Consider the following 16,463-nt stretch of genomic DNA (forward strand, 5'->3'; position numbering starts at 1 on the left):
GGCAGGGGGATCAGTACTCGAGCCGCACCATGTCGGCCAGTTCGCGCATCTCCGGCGTGAGCGTCCGGCGCTTGGTGATGATGCGCCCCAACAGATCCCGCGCGGAGCGCTGTTCGACCAGCCACGGGCGCGCATCGCGCGACAGGGCGGCCAGGACGTCGAACGCCGCATCGTAGTGGCGTAGCTCGAGATGGGCGGCTGAGACGTCGATCAGGTGCCGGTTGCGGTTGTCCGACGTCGGCCGGAGGTCCGGCGGTATCTCTCGCGCCAGGCGTAGCGCCACGTCCGGCCGGTCGTCCACCACGGCGTTTTCCACGCGCTTCATGGCCACCGTGGCCGGGTCGAACGTCGTCCAGTACTGGTGATAGGGACCGGATTCCGGCCGGAGCGCCACAGCCCCGGCGGCGGCCAGCCTCATCATGTCGTCGGCCTCATCCGGCCGGTTGTCGCGCACCGCCGCCGCCGATCCGCGAAGCAGCAACCAGCCCCAGGTCGATATCTCCCGCGTGGTCGCCTGGGACAGCCGGGGTTCCACCCGGTCGGCCCATTCGGTGGCCAGCTTCCGGACCGTCTCGAATTGCCGTTCCACGATCAGCAGCCAGCACAGCGTGATGATGGCCGAAGCGGCGTCCAGGACGTTGCCCGTCGATTCGGCGTCGGCCAGCGACTGGTCCAGCGCGATACGCGCGGCGGCGGGCTGGCGCGTCTGCACCATGACCGAACCGACCAGCTGGAGCGTGCGCGACCGGAGCAGCGGCGGCGCGGCGTTGGCGTCGTCTATGAGCCGGGGGAGCACCTGGGCCAGGCGTTCGTATTCGTTGTCGTGGTACAGCTTCGTGGCGTGCGACAGGGCCGCTTCCATGCTCCGCGCGTCCACCGGCTCCGCCGACGTCGGGCCGATCGACTCCAGCGCGGCGCGCGTCGGCGTCCAGAGCGCGGCCCCGTCCCTGCTCTCCGGCGGGGTGGGCGTCGGACCCAGCAGCTTGGACAGCGGGCAGCCCAGCGCAACGGCCAGCTTGCGAAGGGTGTCCATCCGGGTGTCGTCGCGTTCGCCCTGTTCAATCTTGCGGATCAGGGACAGGGAGACGCCGGACAGCTCCGCCAGCTGTCGCTGTGTGAGGCCCCGCCGCTTCCGAACCGACTGGAGCCGTTCCCCAAGGTCCATGTGCCCAGGCTACGGAGTCAGCAGTACAGCGGCATGACATTGGCGTGACATCCATCACGAAATGGTGTCTTAAATCCAGAGTGGGAAAGACCACCCTGCTCTCGGCGCTGCTGGCCGCGGTGGATCCGGCCGAGCGGATCATCTGCGTCGAGGACGCCGCCGAACTCGCCCCTGTCCACCCCCACGTGGTGCGGCTGGTCGCCCGCACCGCCAATGTCGAGGGCGTCGGCGCGGTGACGGTGCGCGACCTGGTTCGCCAGTCGCTGCGCATGCGCCCCGACCGCATTGTCGTCGGCGAGGTGCGCGGCGCCGAAGTCGTCGACCTGCTCACCGCCCTCAACACCGGCCACGACGGCGGCGCGGGCACCGTGCACGCGAACTCCCCGCAGGAGGTGCCCGCCCGGCTGGAAGCCCTCGCCGCCCTCGGCGGCATGGACCGCGCCGCCCTGCACAGCCAGCTCGCCGCCGCGGTCCAGGTCGTCCTCCATGTCCACCGCCGCGCCGACGGCACCCGCGGCCTCCGTGAAATCGGCGTCCTCGAACGAGCCACCACCGGCATCCGCATCACCCCCGCCTGGCGCTCCGACGACGCCCCCATTCCCGCCGCCGCCGAACTCGCCCGCCTGATCGAGGTGCGACTCGGATGAGAACCACAGGCGCGGGAGCATGGCCGGTCCGCATCGACGGCGGTTCCCCGCAGGTCGACGACTCGAGCCCGGCCCGACGCGATGACCTAGCCCACGCACTGTGCTGCGGCAGCACCGTCAGCGAGCCCGCCGACCGCAGCGGCGATGAACCCGCTGGCGCGCATGCCGAGACGTGGCCGGTTCGCGAGACCGATGTGTTCTCGAAGGTCGACGATCGCTCGGCCCGGGACCTTGGCTCAACAAGCGATCGGCGGGTGGCTGGGATGCCGTGCACGAGCGTCGGCGTGTGGCCGGTGCATTGGGGCGGCACGTCGCCGGCGGGCAGTGGTCTCCGCGGGGCGACGGGTCGAGGACAAGCGGTCGACCTACCCGACGCGGGTGCCGCTGTTCCGCCGACCGGCGGAAGTGGCACGTCTTCGCAGGCCCGGAATCATTCGGTCCGCGCTCGCGGCCCGGCGCGGGTCAGCACGTCGGCTGGGTCTCGTTGTGTGCCTGGGTCATCGGCCACAGGTGCCGGTATGTGGCCGGTTCGCGCCGACCCCGGATTCGCACGGGCTGGAGACCATGGGTCGGTGCGAGCCGATGGGGTGCGAGGACAGGGAGCGCGAGGCGACGGGGTGCGAGGTCGTCGTGCGGTCGGAACTAGGAAATCGGTTCGGCTGCGTGGAGTGGTGTCGCGGGCCGTTCGCCTGACAGTCGAAGTGACACTGTCGAAATGGCTTTGGGGACGCGGTCGGCGAGGTGGCAGCGAACCTGCTGTGGTGCTGCCCGCCGATCAGGTGAGTTCTCCATCGACGGGATCGAGCGTGTGTCTGTGTACGGCTTCGCCTGGCGAGGAGGCCGGTGGGCCAGATCGCTCGGACGTGAAGGTCGGCGGGCCGGGTCGTTCGGGCGTGGGGGCCGGTGCTCCGGATTGCTCGGACGGGGAGGTCGGCGGGCCCAATCGCTCGGGTATGGAGCTCTGCGGCTCGGTTCGCTCGGGTGAGGAGATCAACGGTCAGGATCGCCCGGGTGCGGGGATCGTCGGCCCAGATCACCAGGTCGAGTTCGCCATCGATGTGGCGTTCGCGGAGGCGGAAGCGGTGCCGGCCGGTGGGTTGGCGCAGGGGACTGCACCGGACCTGACCATGGTGCAGGGGAGTGCTCCGCCCTCGTCGGCGGGCGAAGTGGCACTGGTGTCCGAGGCGGGATCGACGCGAAACAGTCAGCGGTGCCATGCGACAGGACGACACGGAGGTAGCGATGGTGGTCGGACTGCTCTGTTGCGCGGCGGCGGTGCTGATGCTTCCCGCGGCGGGCGATCGGCGGCGCTTTCGGCGGTTGTTCGATGTGGGCGGTGCGCGCGCGGTGCGACGGATACCGGTGACCTGGGGTGTGGGAATCGGGTTGGGGTGCATGGCCTTCGCGTGGGGAGTCGGGACGGGGCTGGCGGTGCTGATGGTGGGCGTCACCGTCGCGGTACGGAATCGGCGCGGTCGTGGTGAGCGCGTTCGGCGGGCGGAGTGCGGCCATCTGCTGGCCGGTCTCGAGGCGGTCGTCGGTGAGCTGCGAGTCGGTGCGCATCCGAGTGCTGCCGCCGAAGCCGCGGCCGCGGAGTCCCGTGGGGAAGCGGCTCGGGTGCTGGCGATCAGCGCGGGCCGCAGCCGGCTCGGCGGCTCGGGAGCCGATGGCTGGTTGCACCCGGAATCACCGGTCGCTGAGGAATTGTCGCGCGTCGCCACCGCCTGGCGGGTGGCCGAGGAGCACGGTCTCGCCTTGGCAGAGCTGCTGTCCGCGGCTAGGACCGATCTCCTCGGCCGCATCCGATTCCGCGACCGCACCGAGGCAGCCCTCGCCGGAGCTCGGGCGTCGGCCTCTGTCCTCGCCGGTCTACCCCTGGTCGGCATCGGCCTCGGCCAGCTGATGGGCGCCGCACCGCTCTCGGTCCTGTTCGGTTCCCCCGCCGGTGAACTGCTCCTCCCACTGGGCGCCGGCCTGGCCTGCTGTGGATTGCTGTGGACAGATGTCATCACCCGACGGGGAACGGCATGACCGCCCCCGTCGCCACACTCGGCCGCACGTATCGACGCCGACGCCCTCCTCGGGAACCGATCGCCACGGCGGTGGAACGCGGGATGCGGCCTGCGATCACGGTGATCAGGATCGGAGGCCCGTGGGATGCGGCGCTTATGCGCACGAGCCTCGAGAGAACGACAGCATCGCGGTCCGCATAGGCAACGGAGCGTCTTGTGGCGAAATGCGTTCGGGCAGAGCCGTCGAGGGCGCGGCGTGACCGGAGCTGAACAGCTCGACCTGGGAGATCGCACCCGAGACCAGCGCAATTCGGGGCTCCTGTGGTCCAGCGACATCGCTGAGCGCCACGCCGACCGGCTCAGGTGGCGTCGCGGGACCAGCGCGTAATGCCTTGCTGGCGTGTGTTTTCAGCGCACGTGCCAGCAGTACGAAACGAATGCATCGTGGGGAGGGACTGCTGTGTACTACTCGGAAGGACCGCCATCGCCTGCCGCGCTCCTGGTCGCCGCGATGGCGGTGGCATTGCTGCCCGGTCGAGTGGCGGTGAGCCGACGGGTGCGGGCACTCGGGCGGGCACCGACCGCGGCGCGCGAGGTGGGGCGGGGAAAGTCGAAGCCCGACCCGCTGGGGTCTGCTTCGGCCTTCGATCTGCTGGCGGCGTGCCTCCGGGCGGGGCTGCCCTTGGCCGCGGCCGCGCGGGCTGGTGCGGGGACGGCGCCGCCGGTGTTGCGGGCCGCACTGCTCCGGGCGGCTGATCTGCTGGCCCTCGGTGCGGATGCGGCGACGGCTTGGGAACGGGCCGCGGCGGATGCGGTGGGGTCGGCTGGTGCGGACGAGGTCGAATCGCTGGCACGGATGGCGCGGCGCTCCGCACGCTCCGGTTCCTCACTCGCGGCTGCCGTCGGGGAGCTGGCGGATCAGCGGCGTGAGGCGGTGGCGGACGCCGCGGTCGCGCGGGCCGAACGTGCGGGTGTGCTGATCGGCGGGCCACTCGGGCTGTGCTTCCTGCCCGCCTTCGTCTGCCTCGGCATCGTCCCAGTCGTGGTCGGCCTGGCGGATCGGGTCCTCGGCGACGGCGGCCTGCTGTGACCGGCCTCGACAGGGCCGACGAATCGTCACCACACGGATCGGCCGGGTGGTGTGGAAGGAGAGGGGATCACGATGACGTTCGTACGCGCCGTATATATAGGAGCGCGGACGCGGATCACGCGCCTGCTGATCGACGACGACGGTATGTCCACCGCGGAGTATGCGATCGGCACGATCGCGGCCGCGGCGTTCGGTGCGGTGCTCTACGGGGTGGTGACAGGGGACAGCATCGTCAACGCGCTGACCCAGATCATCGACAAGGCGCTCAACACGAATGTGTAAAACGGTGCGGCACAAGTATTCTCGGTGACGAAGCGGGTGCGGTGACGGTCGAGGCCGCCATCGCGCTCGCCGCGCTGGTGTGCGCGGTGGTGCTGTGCGTCGGAGCCCTGCTGGCCGCATCGACCCAGGTGCGTTGTGTCGACGCGGCACGCGAGGCGGCGAGGTTGGCCGCCCGTGGCGACGCGGCGCACGCCCTCGCGGCGGCTCGGAGCGTCGCGCCGCCCGGTGCGACCGTCGAGGTCCGGGGTGACGGAGACCGCATGGTGGCGGTGGTCACCGTGGGAACCGCGTTGTTGCCCGGTCTGCGGCTGCGTGCCGAGGCGGTCGCGACCACCGAGCCGGGAGTCGGTCGATGACCGGCGCGCGAGTGCGGGTCCCGGCCGGTGATGCTGGCGGGGCGACGGTGTTCGCGTGCACGGCGCTCGCGGCCTTGATCGCGCTGACCTTGGTGATCGGTCAGGTGGGCGCGGTGGTGGTCGGTCGGCACCGGGCGCAGGCGGCGGCCGACCTCGGCGCGTTGGGTGCGGCGAGTGTGCTGGCCGAGGGGGCCGAGGCGGCGTGCGCCGAGGCCGTGGAGGTCGGGCGGAGGATGGGTGTGCGGGTGGCGCGGTGTGTTGCCGAGCAGTGGGATGTGGTGGTCGCGGTGGAGGCGAATGCGTCATTCGGAGTGTTCGGCGCGCGCACCATCGCGGCCGCGGCACGCGCTGGACCGGTGGACGAGAGTGGGTGACGCGGAAGTGTTATCACTGGTCGGTGGTTGTTCCGCACCGAACTAATCCACAATTCCGCCGAGCTCTATTCCCTGAATTTCATGCACATTCTTTTATGAGGAGAGAACTAAACGAAAATAATGATGTGGCCTACTCCGGGGCGTCCGTCGGCAATGCACCAGTTAACAGAAGAGTTATCCTTTTTAATCGGGATACCACGGGCGGCGTCGGCGTCCTCGCTGGTCAACGCAAAAATGGTCGGGCGACCAGCATTCTTGAAGCGAGGTGTAGCGCCGGTCACGTCACCGGCGCGGCGGTATCACGACTTCACCGCTGTGCCGGAGTGGGCTCGCAACTCGCCGAGGACGGCGACCAGGAGCCGGGCCGCCGCGTCCTTGTCCAGCGGATTGTTCCCGTTGCCGCACTTGGGTGACTGCACGCACGAGGGGCACCCGTCCTGGCACCCGCAACTGCGGATGACGCCGAGTGTGGCGGCCAACCAGTCGTCCAGCCGGGCGAATCCTCGCTCGGCGAAGCCCGCGCCGCCGGGTTGCCCGTCGTAGACGAACACGGTCGGCGCGCCGGTGTCGGGGTGCTCGGCGATCGAGACGCCGCCGATGTCCCAGCGGTCGCAGCCGGCGACCAGCGGCAGCATGCCGATCGCGGCGTGTTCGGCGGCATGCAGAGCGCCGGGGAGCTCGTCGTCGGAGATCCCGGCGGCGGCCAGGAGTCGGGGCGTGACGGTATAGAGGACGGCCTTGGTGTGCAGCGTCTGGGCGGGCAGATCGAGTTCGACCTGGTCGAGCACCTCGCCCGTGACCAGCGTGCGGAGGTAGCCGACGACCTGATTGGTGACCGCGACCTGCGCGGATGCGGTGGTGACGGCGCCGAAGACGCGCTCCTCGGTCACCGCGTCGATGGTGATCGAGGTGACCTGACGAGCACTGGTGGTGAAGCCGGGGTCCACCTCGTTGACGAAGGCGACGCCACCGTCGAGGTCGAGTTCGTCGACCAGGTAGGTCTCGCCCTGGTGCAGGTGCACGGCGCCGTTGTGCAGGGTCGCGGGTGCCCGGCCCGCGTCGGCCGTGCCGAGCAGGCGCCCGGATTCGGCGTCGACGATGGCCACCGGCGTGCCGAGTCCGCCGCGCACGTCCACGGCGTCGTGGGGATGGGTGTGCGCGGTGACGTGCCACCGTCCCGGCCCGCCGCCAGGGCCGGGGCGGTGCCGGATCAACCCCTCTTCGGCCAGGTCGGCGAGCACAGCACCGGCGCCGAGCTCGGTCACCTCGTCGTCGGTGAGCGGCAACTCCATGGCCGCGCAGAGCAGCTGCGGCCCCAGGACATAGGGGTTGTAGGGGTCGGTGATGGTGGCCTCGATCGGCCGGTCCAGCAGCGCTTCCGGGTGATGGACGAGATAGGTGTCGAGCGGATCGTCGGTGGCGACCAGCACCACGAGCGAACCCTGCAGCCGCCTGCCCGCACGCCCGGCCTGCTGCCAGAACGAGGCGACGGTGCCGGGAAAACCCGCGATGACCACGGCGTCGAGGCCCGCGATATCGACACCGAGTTCGAGCGCGTTGGTGCTGGCGGCGCCGAGCAGGGTGCCCTCCGAGAGCGATCGCTCCAGCTCCCGGCGGTCCTCGGCCAGGTAGCCGGCGCGATAGGCCGCGACCCGTTCCTGCAGCTCAGGGGCTCGTTCGGCGAGGACGCGGCGGGCGTCGAGCGCGATCAGTTCGGCACCCCTGCGCGAGCGGACGAAGGTGAGTGTCCTGGCGCCCTCGGTCACCAGGCTCGCCATGATCTTGGCGGCCTCACCGGTCGCGGTGCGGCGCACGGGCGCGCCGTTCTCGCCGGTCACCGCGGTGCTCAACGGTGGTTCCCACAGGGCGACGGTCCTGGCGCCGTGCGGCGAGGCGTCCGCGGTGACGGCCGTGACCGGTGCGCCGATCAGCCTCGTCGCCGAAGCCCCGGGGTCGGCACTGGTGGCCGAGCACAGGACGAACACCGGGTCGGCGCCGTAGAACGCGGCGAGCCTGCGCAGCCTGCGCAGCACCAGGGCGACATGCGAACCGAACACGCCCCGGTAGGAGTGGCATTCGTCGACCACCACGTAGCGAAGATTGCGCAGCACGCGCGCCCAGCGCTGATGCGAACGCAGCATCCCGACGTGCAGCATGTCGGGATTGGTGAAGATCCACCGGGCGTTGGCCCGTACCCACTGCCTGATCTCGGCGGGGGTGTCACCGTCGTAGCTCGCCGGATGGGCCTCCCGCAGGGGATTGTCATGGATCAGCCCGCCGACCGCGCGCAGCTGATCGGCGCCGAGCGCCTTGGTGGGGGACAGGTACAGCGCGGTTGCTCGCGGGTCGTCGTGCAGGGCGGTGAGGACCGGCAGAAGGTAGCCGAGAGATTTCCCGGACGCGGTCCCGGTGCTGACGACGACGTGTTTTCCGGCCGCCGCCAGCTCGGCTGTGCGGGTCTGGTGCTCCCACGGCCGGTCGATCCCGGCCGCGTCCAGCGCTGTGACCAGCGCGGATGGCACCCATTCCGGCCAGTCGGTGGTCCGTGCGGGCCGGGCGGGCAGCTCGGCGACATAGGTCAGGGGGTTGCCGCCGGCGGCAGCCTCGACCAGGACACGATTCAGCAACGATCGCCCGTAGCTTTCGCCCGAAGTCGTCGGCTGGACCTCGGTCCGCTCTGCCGGATTCATCCCATCGCCCTCTCGCGCCACGCCGGAAGTGTGAAACGTGTGTGTGCGGCGAGCGCTACCTGCGATTTCGTAACCCAATAGCGACCTGGGTCACAGCAGGTTTGCTGGAAGCTCACCCGGTTATCGTGAAGCAAACAGACTGGAAGTACGGATTCACCCAATCTCTCCCTCACCTGCGCATTCGCAAGATCAAGAATTTTGCAAATTGTCGGTAACTCGACTGTTGAATTGCTCGTGGACATGGTTCACTGGGTCTCGGTCGCAAGCTTCTGTGTTCGAGGGACGGATCGAAAGTCCAAACCATCAGCAGGATCGATGTTGCGAACGCCGTGCTCAGGCTTTCCTTGCAGGGGGACCAACAGTACAGCGGTCGGAACGGACCCGGTGGACGAACCCAGTTGTCCGCCGTTCCGGTAAGAAAGAGAAGGAACAGAATGGCACAGGGAACTGTGAAGTGGTTCAACGCGGAGAAGGGGTTCGGCTTCATCGCGCCCGAGGACGGCTCCGCTGACGTCTTCGTCCACTACTCGGAGATCCAGGGCACGGGCTTCCGTACCCTCGAGGAGAACCAGAAGGTCGAGTTCGAGGTCGGCCAGGGCACCAAGGGCCCGCAGGCCACCGGCGTTCGCGCGCTCTCCTGAGCTGCGAATCGAAACAACGCCCGTCCCCCACCTCCTACGCGGAGGTGGGGGACGAGCCATTTCAGGGGTAAGGTCGCCCAGAAGTTCTCCGGGCCGAGCAGGCCGGAAACCCGCGGCGCCAGCCGCCGTGGACGCAGCTACCCAAGTGCGCAAGGTATAAACGTCACTGGTGGCGATGTCCGAACGTCGCGCCGTCTGCCCCAGCCGCGCACCGAGCGGACCTCCCGACGCGCGGATATAGAAGGAAGGTGTTCGCCGGTGGCAACACGAGACCGCAGTTCAGCCGACCAGGGGCGTCCCCTGCGTCGTCTCGTGATCGTCGAGTCCCCGACGAAGGCCCGCAAGATCGCGCCTTACCTGGGCCGCAACTACACCGTCGAAGCCTCGGTGGGTCATATCCGTGACTTGCCGCGCGGCGCCGCGGACGTGCCCGCCAAATACAAGGGGCAGTCCTGGGCGCGCCTCGGCGTCGACGTCGATCACGACTTCGAGCCGATCTATGTCGTCAGCCCGGATAAGAAGGCCAAGGTCTCCGAGCTCAAGAGCCTGTTGGCCGACGCCGACGAGCTCTATCTCGCCACCGACCCCGACCGCGAGGGCGAGGCGATCGCCTGGCACCTGCTCGAGACGCTCAAGCCGAAGGTCCCGGTCCGCCGAATGGTCTTCCACGAGATCACCGAGCCGGCCATCCTCGCGGCCGCCGCCGACACTCGCGAACTCGACAACGATCTGGTCGACGCGCAGGAGACCCGCCGCATCCTGGACCGCCTCTACGGCTACGAAGTCAGTCCGGTGCTGTGGAAGAAGGTCATGCCGCGCCTGTCGGCGGGCCGCGTGCAGTCCGTGGCCACCCGCGTCATCGTGCGGCGTGAGCGTGAGCGCATGGCGTTCCGCTCCGCCGAATACTGGGACATCGCCGCCAAGCTCGACGCCGGCGTCGACGAGAACTCCGATTCGACCAACCCGCGCACGTTCGGCGCGCGCCTGGTCCAGGTCGAGGGCGACCGGGTCGCCTCCGGTCGTGACTTCGGTTCCGACGGTCAGCTCAAGTCGGCGACCGGTGTCGTCGTGCTGGACGAGGCCTACGCGAACCGGCTGGCCGAGGCGCTCGACGGCGCCGACCTGGTCGTCTCCTCCGCAGAGGCCAAGCCGTACTCGCGCAAGCCGTATCCGCCGTTCATGACCTCGACGTTGCAGCAGGAAGCGGGGCGCAAGCTGCGCTTCACCTCCGAGCGCACGATGCGGGTGGCGCAGCGGCTGTACGAAAACGGTTACATCACCTACATGCGTACCGACTCGACCACGCTGTCGGAGTCGGCCATCGCGGCCGCGCGTTCGCAGGCCACGCAGCTCTACGGCGCGGAGTACGTCTCGCCGACGCCGCGCCAGTACACCCGCAAGGTCAAGAACGCGCAGGAAGCGCACGAGGCGATCCGCCCGTCCGGTGACACGTTCATGACCCCTGGCCAGCTGGCGTCCAAGGTCGACCAGGACGAGTTCCGGCTCTACGAGCTGATCTGGCAGCGCACCGTCGCCTCGCAGATGGCCGACGCGCGCGGCACCACGCTGACCCTGCGGATCACCGGCACCGCCCGGACCGGTGAGGAGTGCGTGTTCTCCTCCTCGGGCCGCACGATCACCTTCCCCGGCTTCCTCAAGGCCTATGTCGAGAGCGTCGACGAGGAAGCGGGCGGTCAGTCCGACGACGCCGAATCCCGGTTGCCCGCACTGGAAGAGGGCCAGGGCGTCACCGCCGTCGAGCTCACCCCGGACGGGCACAGCACCAACCCGCCCGCGCGCTACACCGAAGCGTCGCTGATCAAGACGCTCGAGGAGCTCGGCATCGGCCGCCCGTCGACGTACTCCTCGATCATCAAGACGATTCTCGATCGCGGTTACGTCTACAAACGCGGCAGCGCGCTGGTGCCCTCGTGGGTGGCGTTCGCGGTGGTCGGCCTGCTCGAGGCCTACTTCGGGCGACTGGTCGACTTCGACTTCACCGCCGCGATGGAGGACGACCTCGACGCGATCGCCGGTGGCCGTGAGCAGCGCGGAAACTGGTTGTCCAGCTTCTACTTCGGCGGTGATCACGGCGCCGAGGGTTCGGTGGCGCGCTCGGGTGGCCTGAAGAAGATGGTCGGCGAGCAGCTCGACGACATCGATGCCCGCGAAGTGAACTCGATCAAGATGTTCGTCGACGAGGAGGGCCGCGATGTCGTGGTCCGCGTCGGCCGCTTCGGTCCGTACCTGGAGCGGATGATCGTCAATCCCGATGACCCGGACGGTGATCCGGTGTCGCAGCGGGCGAACCTGCCCGACGATCTGCCGCCGGACGAGCTGACCCGAGAGGTCGCCGAGAAGCTGTTCTCGACGCCTCAGGAGGGCCGCTCACTCGGCGTCGACCCGGTGTCCGGACACGAAATCGTCGCCAAGGAAGGCCGTTTCGGCCCGTACGTTACCGAGGTGCTGCCCGAGCCGCCCGCGCCGGATCCGGCCGCGACGCCGGCGAAGAAGACCGCCAAGAAAGCGGCCGAGGTCAAGCCGCGCACCGGCTCGCTGTTCAAGTCGATGGATCTGGCGACGATCACCCTCGACGACGCGCTCAAGCTGCTCTCGCTGCCGCGTGTGGTCGGCAACGACCCGACCTCGGGCGAGGAGATCACCGCGCAGAACGGCCGATACGGGCCCTACCTGAAGAAGGGCACCGATTCGCGCTCGCTGGCGACCGAGGAACAGTTGTTCTCCGTCACCCTCGACGAGGCGCTCAAGCTCTACGCCGAGCCGAAGCGGCGCGGTCGGCAGGCGGCGAGCGCGGCCCCGCTGCGGGAGCTGGGCAACGACTCGGCGACGAACAAGCCGATGGTGATCAAGGACGGCCGGTTCGGCCCGTACGTCACCGACGGTGAGACCAACGCCAGCCTGCGCAAGGGCGACGAGGTCGAGTCGATCACCGACGAGCGCGCGTCCGAGCTGCTCGCCGATCGCCGGGCCCGTGGTCCGGTGAAGAAGGCGGCCAAGAAGACGACCGCGAAGAAGGCCGCCAAGAAGGCGCCGGCGAAGAAGGCGGCGGCGACGTCGACCGCGACGAAGACCGCCACCAAGACCGCGGCCAAGAAGACCGCGGCGAAGAAGACCGCGGCCAAGAAGGCGCCCGCGAAGAAGGCGGCGTCGAAAACTGCCGGTACCGACGCGGACTGACACCGCGCGCGGACAGGGGGCGGGTTCCCGGCGGCTGGTCGGATCGGTCCAGGCGAGCGTCTCGGCCGCGCGGTCGGTCTCTCGGCGCCGCTGTGATGGCACGCGGGTGTTCGTCGCAGCGGTCATGATGGGCGAACAAGCGCTACCGTGGCGGCCGGTCCGGGCCGCGGCGGTCCGGCCGTCCGGATCGATGTCGGACCACGCGGCTAGGGTGTAGCGCGTGGCAGGTGTCTTCGATCGACTGGTCGGCCAGGACGTGGTCGAGGCCGAACTGACGGCTGCCGCGACGGCGGCCCGCGCGGGCGTCGTGACCGGGGCGATGACGCATTCGTGGCTGTTCACGGGTCCGCCCGGATCCGGTCGGTCGGTCGCCGCGCTGTGCTTCGCCGCTGCCCTGCAATGCACCGACCCCGACGCCGTCGGATGCGGTCGCTGCCATGCGTGCACCACCACGATGGCAGGCACGCACGGTGACGTGCGCCGGATCATTCCCGAGGGCTTGAGCATCAGCACCAAGGAGATGCGCGCGATCGTGCAGATCGCGTCCCGGCGACCGAGCACCGGCCGCTGGCAGATCGTCGTGGTCGAGGACGCCGACCGGCTCACCGAAGGCGCGGCCAACGCCCTGCTGAAGGTCGTCGAGGAGCCGCCGGACCGCACCGTGTTCCTGCTGTGCGCGCCGACCGTCGACCCGGAGGACATCTCCGTCACCCTGCGATCCCGATGCAGGCACGTGCATTTGGTGACCCCGACCGTCCCCGCCATCGCGCAGGTCCTGCGCGAGCGGGATCAGCTCGACGCCGAGACCGCCGAGTGGGCGGCCTCGGTGAGCGGTGGTCATGTCGGCCGGGCACGTCGCCTCGCCACCGACGAGGACGCGCGCAAGCGACGTCAGCGGGCGCTGGCCCTGGTCAGCGCCACCGAACGGCCGGGTGCGGCCTACGCGGCCGCCGACGAGCTGGTGAAGTCGGCCGACGACGAAGCCAAGCAGATGAGCGCCGAACGCGACGACCGCGAACGCGACGAACTCGCCACCGCCCTGGGCGCGGGCGGCACCGGCAAGGGCGCCGCCTCGGCCACCCGTGGTTCGGCGGGCGTGCTCAAGGAACTCGAGCGCCGCCAGAAGTCCCGCGCCACCCGCACCGGCCGCGATGCCCTCGACCGCGCCCTAATCGACGTGGCCGGGATGTACCGCGACGCTCTCGCCATGCGCTTCGCCGGCCGCGGGGTCGCCATCACCCTCACCCACCCGGACATGGCCGCGGAGATCACCGACCTCGCCACCAACGTCCGCCCCGAGGGCCTGCTCCGCAGCATCGACGCGGTGCTGGAGTGCCGGGAAGCCCTGGACCTCAACGTGAAACCCCGCTTCGCCGTCGCCGCCATGGTCGCCACCCTCATCGCCGCCCGCTCCACCTGACCACCCGTTTTCGCGTTCCGGCCGTTCCCGCGATAGACTCGCGTCGCCTAACGGCACGCCGCCTTAGCTCAGTCGGTAGAGCGCTTCACTCGTAATGAAAAGGTCGGGGGTTCGATTCCCCCAGGCGGCTCCAAGGTCACAGGCCCTTTCCGGGAATCCGGGAAGGGCCTGTGTGGTTTCTGGCGACGCGGTAGTCACTCGCCGGTCGGCCACTTTCCGGTGGTGATGTACGTCTTCGCGACCCACGCGGCGTCCGGGAAGCTGGCGGTCTACGCCGTGTGTATCGAGGACGGGCGGGTCCTGCTCGCGCGGGGCGTGACCGCCGAGGGTATCGGTCTCGCCCTGGCGCGGACGCTGCCGGAGATCGGCCATGTCGCTCCGGTGGCGGTCGGCGGCCTGATTCAGCACTGATCCGGGTCACCCGCCGAGGAGGGTCCAGACCGTGTCGCGTTCCGTGGTGAGGTCGATGGGTGCGCCGGCGAGGGCGGTCAGCAGGGTGGGGAGGGGCCAGGTGGTGAGGTGGCCGTAGCGGGCGGAGTAGATGCCGACATCGGTGAGGCGGTAGGTGTCGGTGTGGTCGAAGAGGGCGTAGCTGATGACCTGGTAGAGGTCGGTGGCGCTGAGGGCGTCGGTGCGGTGGCCGGTGCGCTGGTTCTTCGGGCCGAGGTGGGTTTTGAGGTCGAGGAGCAGGCCGTCGCTGATGATGTCGGCGTCGGCGTTGCACAGCACCGAGGCGTCGAAGGTGGGGCCGGGAACGGTGGGTGGGCGCAGGTGGGGGAGCAGGTGCTCGTCGGCGATGCCGCGCAGTTCCCAGAGTTGGCGGATCGCGTCGGCGGGGGCGAGGGCGAGCAGGTGGTCGACGGTGAAGCGGTCGGTGGTGAGCAGATTCGCCAGCGCGGTATCGCGGCGTAGGCCGCGGCGGTAGACGTCGGTGCACAGGGCCAGGGCCCAGCAGGCGCGGCTGAGCAGGTCGACGTCGACCGCGGACGGGGCGACGGCCGCGCCGGCGGTATCGATCACCGACGCCACGACGGCCGATTCCCGGGGATGGCCGAAGAACCCGAGCAGCGGCAGTACCGGCTCGTGGTCGGGGACCAGCAGGAAGCGCACGGCGAAGTCGAAGGCGGCGCCGAGGGTGGCGGGGTTGGCGCCGCCGGTGTCGACCAGCAGTGGTCCGGCTCCGCGCCGATACTCGGCCTGCACCCCGCGGGTGTGCGGAAATTGCTGGTGCAGGTACTCGCGCAGCGGCGACGACGTGTCGCGCAGCGCGGCGGATAGGTTCGTGTAGACGTACACCGGCCTCCGTCCGACGGCAGAGTCGAGCGCTGCCTCGATGGTGCCACGCCGATGAATTCGCGCTGCTCATGCCGTCTGCATCACCAGGAGTCGTCGAGATCAGGAGGTCGGCATGCGCACACTCGCGATCACCCAGAACAGCACCGCCGACGGTGCGATCGAAATGCTCGGAGACTGGTTCGACCCGCAGGCCGACAACGCCGAACAGCTCGCCGAACTGCACCGGCAGACCGCCGCGTCGGACGCGCTGGTGCTCGGCAGGCGCACCTTCGAGGACTTCCGCGCCTTCTGGCCGGCGCAGACCGATGACCGGACCGGCATCACCGCGTCGCTCAACCGACAGCGCAAATACGTCGTGTCGGCGACCATGACCGAGCCGGGCTGGGAGAACTCCACGGTGCTGGCCGGGGATCCGGTCGCGCGGGTCGCGGCGCTGAAGGGGCAGCCGGGCCGCGACATCGTCGTCACCGGGAGCATTCGGCTCTGTCACGCCCTGATCGGGGCGGGCCTGGTGGACGAGTACCGGTTGTTCGTCTACCCGACGGTGCAGGGCGGCGGTCGTCGGCTGTTCCCCGAGGGGTACGTGGCGGCCCGGTTGCGGCTGGTGGAATCGCGCGTGCTGGACGGCTCGGTCGTCTACTCGCGGTACGCCGCCTAGTTGCACAATTCTCTTTGCACAAGAAATTATGCAAAGAGTACTGTGCATGTATGGCCGACGAGGTACCGCCCAGGGAGATCGCCGATCCCGCCGCGCTGCGCGCGCTGGCGCATCCGCTCCGGCAGCGCATCCTGCGCGCGCTGGCCGAGAAGGGGCCGGCCACCGCGACGGCGCTCGGTGCGCAGTTGGGTCAGAACACCGGGGCGACCAGCTATCACCTGCGTCAGCTGGCCGAGCACGGATTCATCGAGGAGGCGCCCGAGCTGGCGAAGGGGAAGGAGCGGTGGTGGCGCTCGCCGCCGAAGGACCTGCGCTACCGGCTCGACAAGGACCAGCCGCCGGAGCTGCGCGAGCTGCTGGAAGGGCTGGTCGCCCAGCACATCGCCGAGGATGTCGAGCTGTTCGGGCGGTTCCGGGCCGAACGCGCCGAGCTCGGCGACTGGGCCGACACGATGCCGTTCTCGCGCGGCGCGATCTACGCCACTCGCGAGGAACTCGACGCCTTTTGCGAGGAGTACCTCGCGCTGCTCAAACGCTTTCAGGCCACCCATGCCGCGGGCAGGCCCGGCGCGCGCCGGGTGCTGACCCGGTTCATCGCGTTCCCGGCACCGGGGATGACCGACAGCGAGTAGGG

At 69.6% G+C, this 16,463-nt stretch carries 14 protein-coding genes, 1 tRNA gene and 1 pseudogene; 13 read left to right on the plus strand and 3 right to left on the minus strand.

The features are described from left to right. Positions 1 to 10 precede the first annotated feature (10 nt). Positions 11 to 1,165, minus strand: a complete 1,155-nt coding sequence (locus ATM97_RS25300; RefSeq protein ID WP_218720692.1) for a helix-turn-helix domain-containing protein — start codon at positions 1,163 to 1,165, stop codon at positions 11 to 13. A gap of 83 nt (positions 1,166 to 1,248) precedes the next feature. On the opposite strand from ATM97_RS25300, the pseudogene ATM97_RS25305 reads away from it, so the two are divergent. The 6 genes and pseudogenes from ATM97_RS25305 to ATM97_RS25330 all read left to right on the plus strand — a co-directional run. Continuing rightward, positions 1,249 to 1,812: pseudogene (locus tag ATM97_RS25305) on the plus strand (CpaF family protein); the annotation flags it as partial. 1,242 nt (positions 1,813 to 3,054) lie between these two features. Further along, positions 3,055 to 3,843, plus strand: a complete 789-nt coding sequence (locus tag ATM97_RS25310; RefSeq protein ID WP_218720693.1) for a type II secretion system F family protein — start codon at positions 3,055 to 3,057, stop codon at positions 3,841 to 3,843. A gap of 492 nt (positions 3,844 to 4,335) precedes the next feature. Further along, complete coding sequence (locus ATM97_RS25315; RefSeq protein WP_218720746.1) at positions 4,336 to 4,914, plus strand: type II secretion system F family protein; 579 nt, start codon at positions 4,336 to 4,338, stop codon at positions 4,912 to 4,914. A gap of 72 nt (positions 4,915 to 4,986) precedes the next feature. After that, positions 4,987 to 5,196 carry a DUF4244 domain-containing protein gene (locus ATM97_RS25320; RefSeq protein ID WP_218720694.1) on the plus strand — a complete coding sequence of 70 codons (210 nt, stop codon included), beginning with the start codon at positions 4,987 to 4,989 and terminating at the stop codon, positions 5,194 to 5,196. 41 nt (positions 5,197 to 5,237) lie between these two features. Beyond that, a complete protein-coding gene (locus ATM97_RS25325) occupies positions 5,238 to 5,552 on the plus strand; it encodes a TadE family type IV pilus minor pilin (protein ID WP_218720695.1) in 315 nt (104 codons plus the stop codon). Next, positions 5,549 to 5,926 (plus strand): Rv3654c family TadE-like protein, encoded by a 378-nt coding sequence (locus ATM97_RS25330; protein ID WP_218720696.1) that lies wholly within the window; start codon positions 5,549 to 5,551, stop codon positions 5,924 to 5,926. Before ATM97_RS25325 ends, ATM97_RS25330 begins: the two co-directional genes overlap by 4 nt. Positions 5,927 to 6,225: 299 nt before the next feature. Here ATM97_RS25330 and ATM97_RS25335 read toward each other — a convergent pair whose 3' ends face one another. After that, on the minus strand, positions 6,226 to 8,616 hold the full coding sequence (locus ATM97_RS25335) for a DEAD/DEAH box helicase (protein ID WP_218720697.1): 2,391 nt from the start codon (positions 8,614 to 8,616) through the stop codon (positions 6,226 to 6,228). A gap of 434 nt (positions 8,617 to 9,050) precedes the next feature. Between ATM97_RS25335 and ATM97_RS25340 the strand changes: the two genes are divergently transcribed. From ATM97_RS25340 to ATM97_RS25360, 5 genes are all read left to right on the plus strand, one after another. Further along, positions 9,051 to 9,257 (plus strand): cold-shock protein, encoded by a 207-nt coding sequence (locus ATM97_RS25340; protein WP_019044597.1) that lies wholly within the window; start codon positions 9,051 to 9,053, stop codon positions 9,255 to 9,257. A 312-nt stretch (positions 9,258 to 9,569) separates the two neighbouring features. Next, positions 9,570 to 12,455 carry a type I DNA topoisomerase gene (gene topA, locus ATM97_RS25345; protein ID WP_308248612.1) on the plus strand — a complete coding sequence of 962 codons (2,886 nt, stop codon included), beginning with the start codon at positions 9,570 to 9,572 and terminating at the stop codon, positions 12,453 to 12,455. Positions 12,456 to 12,675: 220 nt separating this feature from the next. Further along, positions 12,676 to 13,875: a DNA polymerase III subunit delta' gene (locus tag ATM97_RS25350; RefSeq protein ID WP_218720699.1), complete on the plus strand. Its 1,200-nt coding sequence runs from the start codon at positions 12,676 to 12,678 to the stop codon at positions 13,873 to 13,875. Positions 13,876 to 13,932: 57 nt separating this feature from the next. Further along, a tRNA-Thr gene (locus tag ATM97_RS25355) sits at positions 13,933 to 14,008 on the plus strand. An 89-nt stretch (positions 14,009 to 14,097) separates the two neighbouring features. Continuing rightward, a complete protein-coding gene (locus ATM97_RS25360; protein WP_218720700.1) occupies positions 14,098 to 14,286 on the plus strand; it encodes a hypothetical protein in 189 nt (62 codons plus the stop codon). A 6-nt stretch (positions 14,287 to 14,292) separates the two neighbouring features. Here the strand turns inward: ATM97_RS25360 and ATM97_RS25365 are convergent, their stop codons facing one another. Further along, on the minus strand, positions 14,293 to 15,171 hold the full coding sequence (locus tag ATM97_RS25365; protein WP_218720701.1) for a hypothetical protein: 879 nt from the start codon (positions 15,169 to 15,171) through the stop codon (positions 14,293 to 14,295). A 112-nt stretch (positions 15,172 to 15,283) separates the two neighbouring features. On the opposite strand from ATM97_RS25365, the gene ATM97_RS25370 reads away from it, so the two are divergent. Together ATM97_RS25370 and ATM97_RS25375 are read left to right on the plus strand one after the other, a co-directional pair. After that, positions 15,284 to 15,829, plus strand: coding sequence for a dihydrofolate reductase family protein (locus ATM97_RS25370; RefSeq protein WP_218720702.1), 546 nt, complete (start codon positions 15,284 to 15,286; stop codon positions 15,827 to 15,829). Positions 15,830 to 15,879: 50 nt separating this feature from the next. Beyond that, on the plus strand, positions 15,880 to 16,461 hold the full coding sequence (locus tag ATM97_RS25375) for a helix-turn-helix transcriptional regulator (protein ID WP_218720703.1): 582 nt from the start codon (positions 15,880 to 15,882) through the stop codon (positions 16,459 to 16,461). Positions 16,462 to 16,463 lie beyond the last annotated feature (2 nt).

This window comes from Nocardia sp. MH4, assembly GCF_019266065.1.
In the GTDB taxonomy this organism is placed as follows: Bacteria; Actinomycetota; Actinomycetes; order Mycobacteriales; family Mycobacteriaceae; genus Nocardia; species Nocardia canadensis.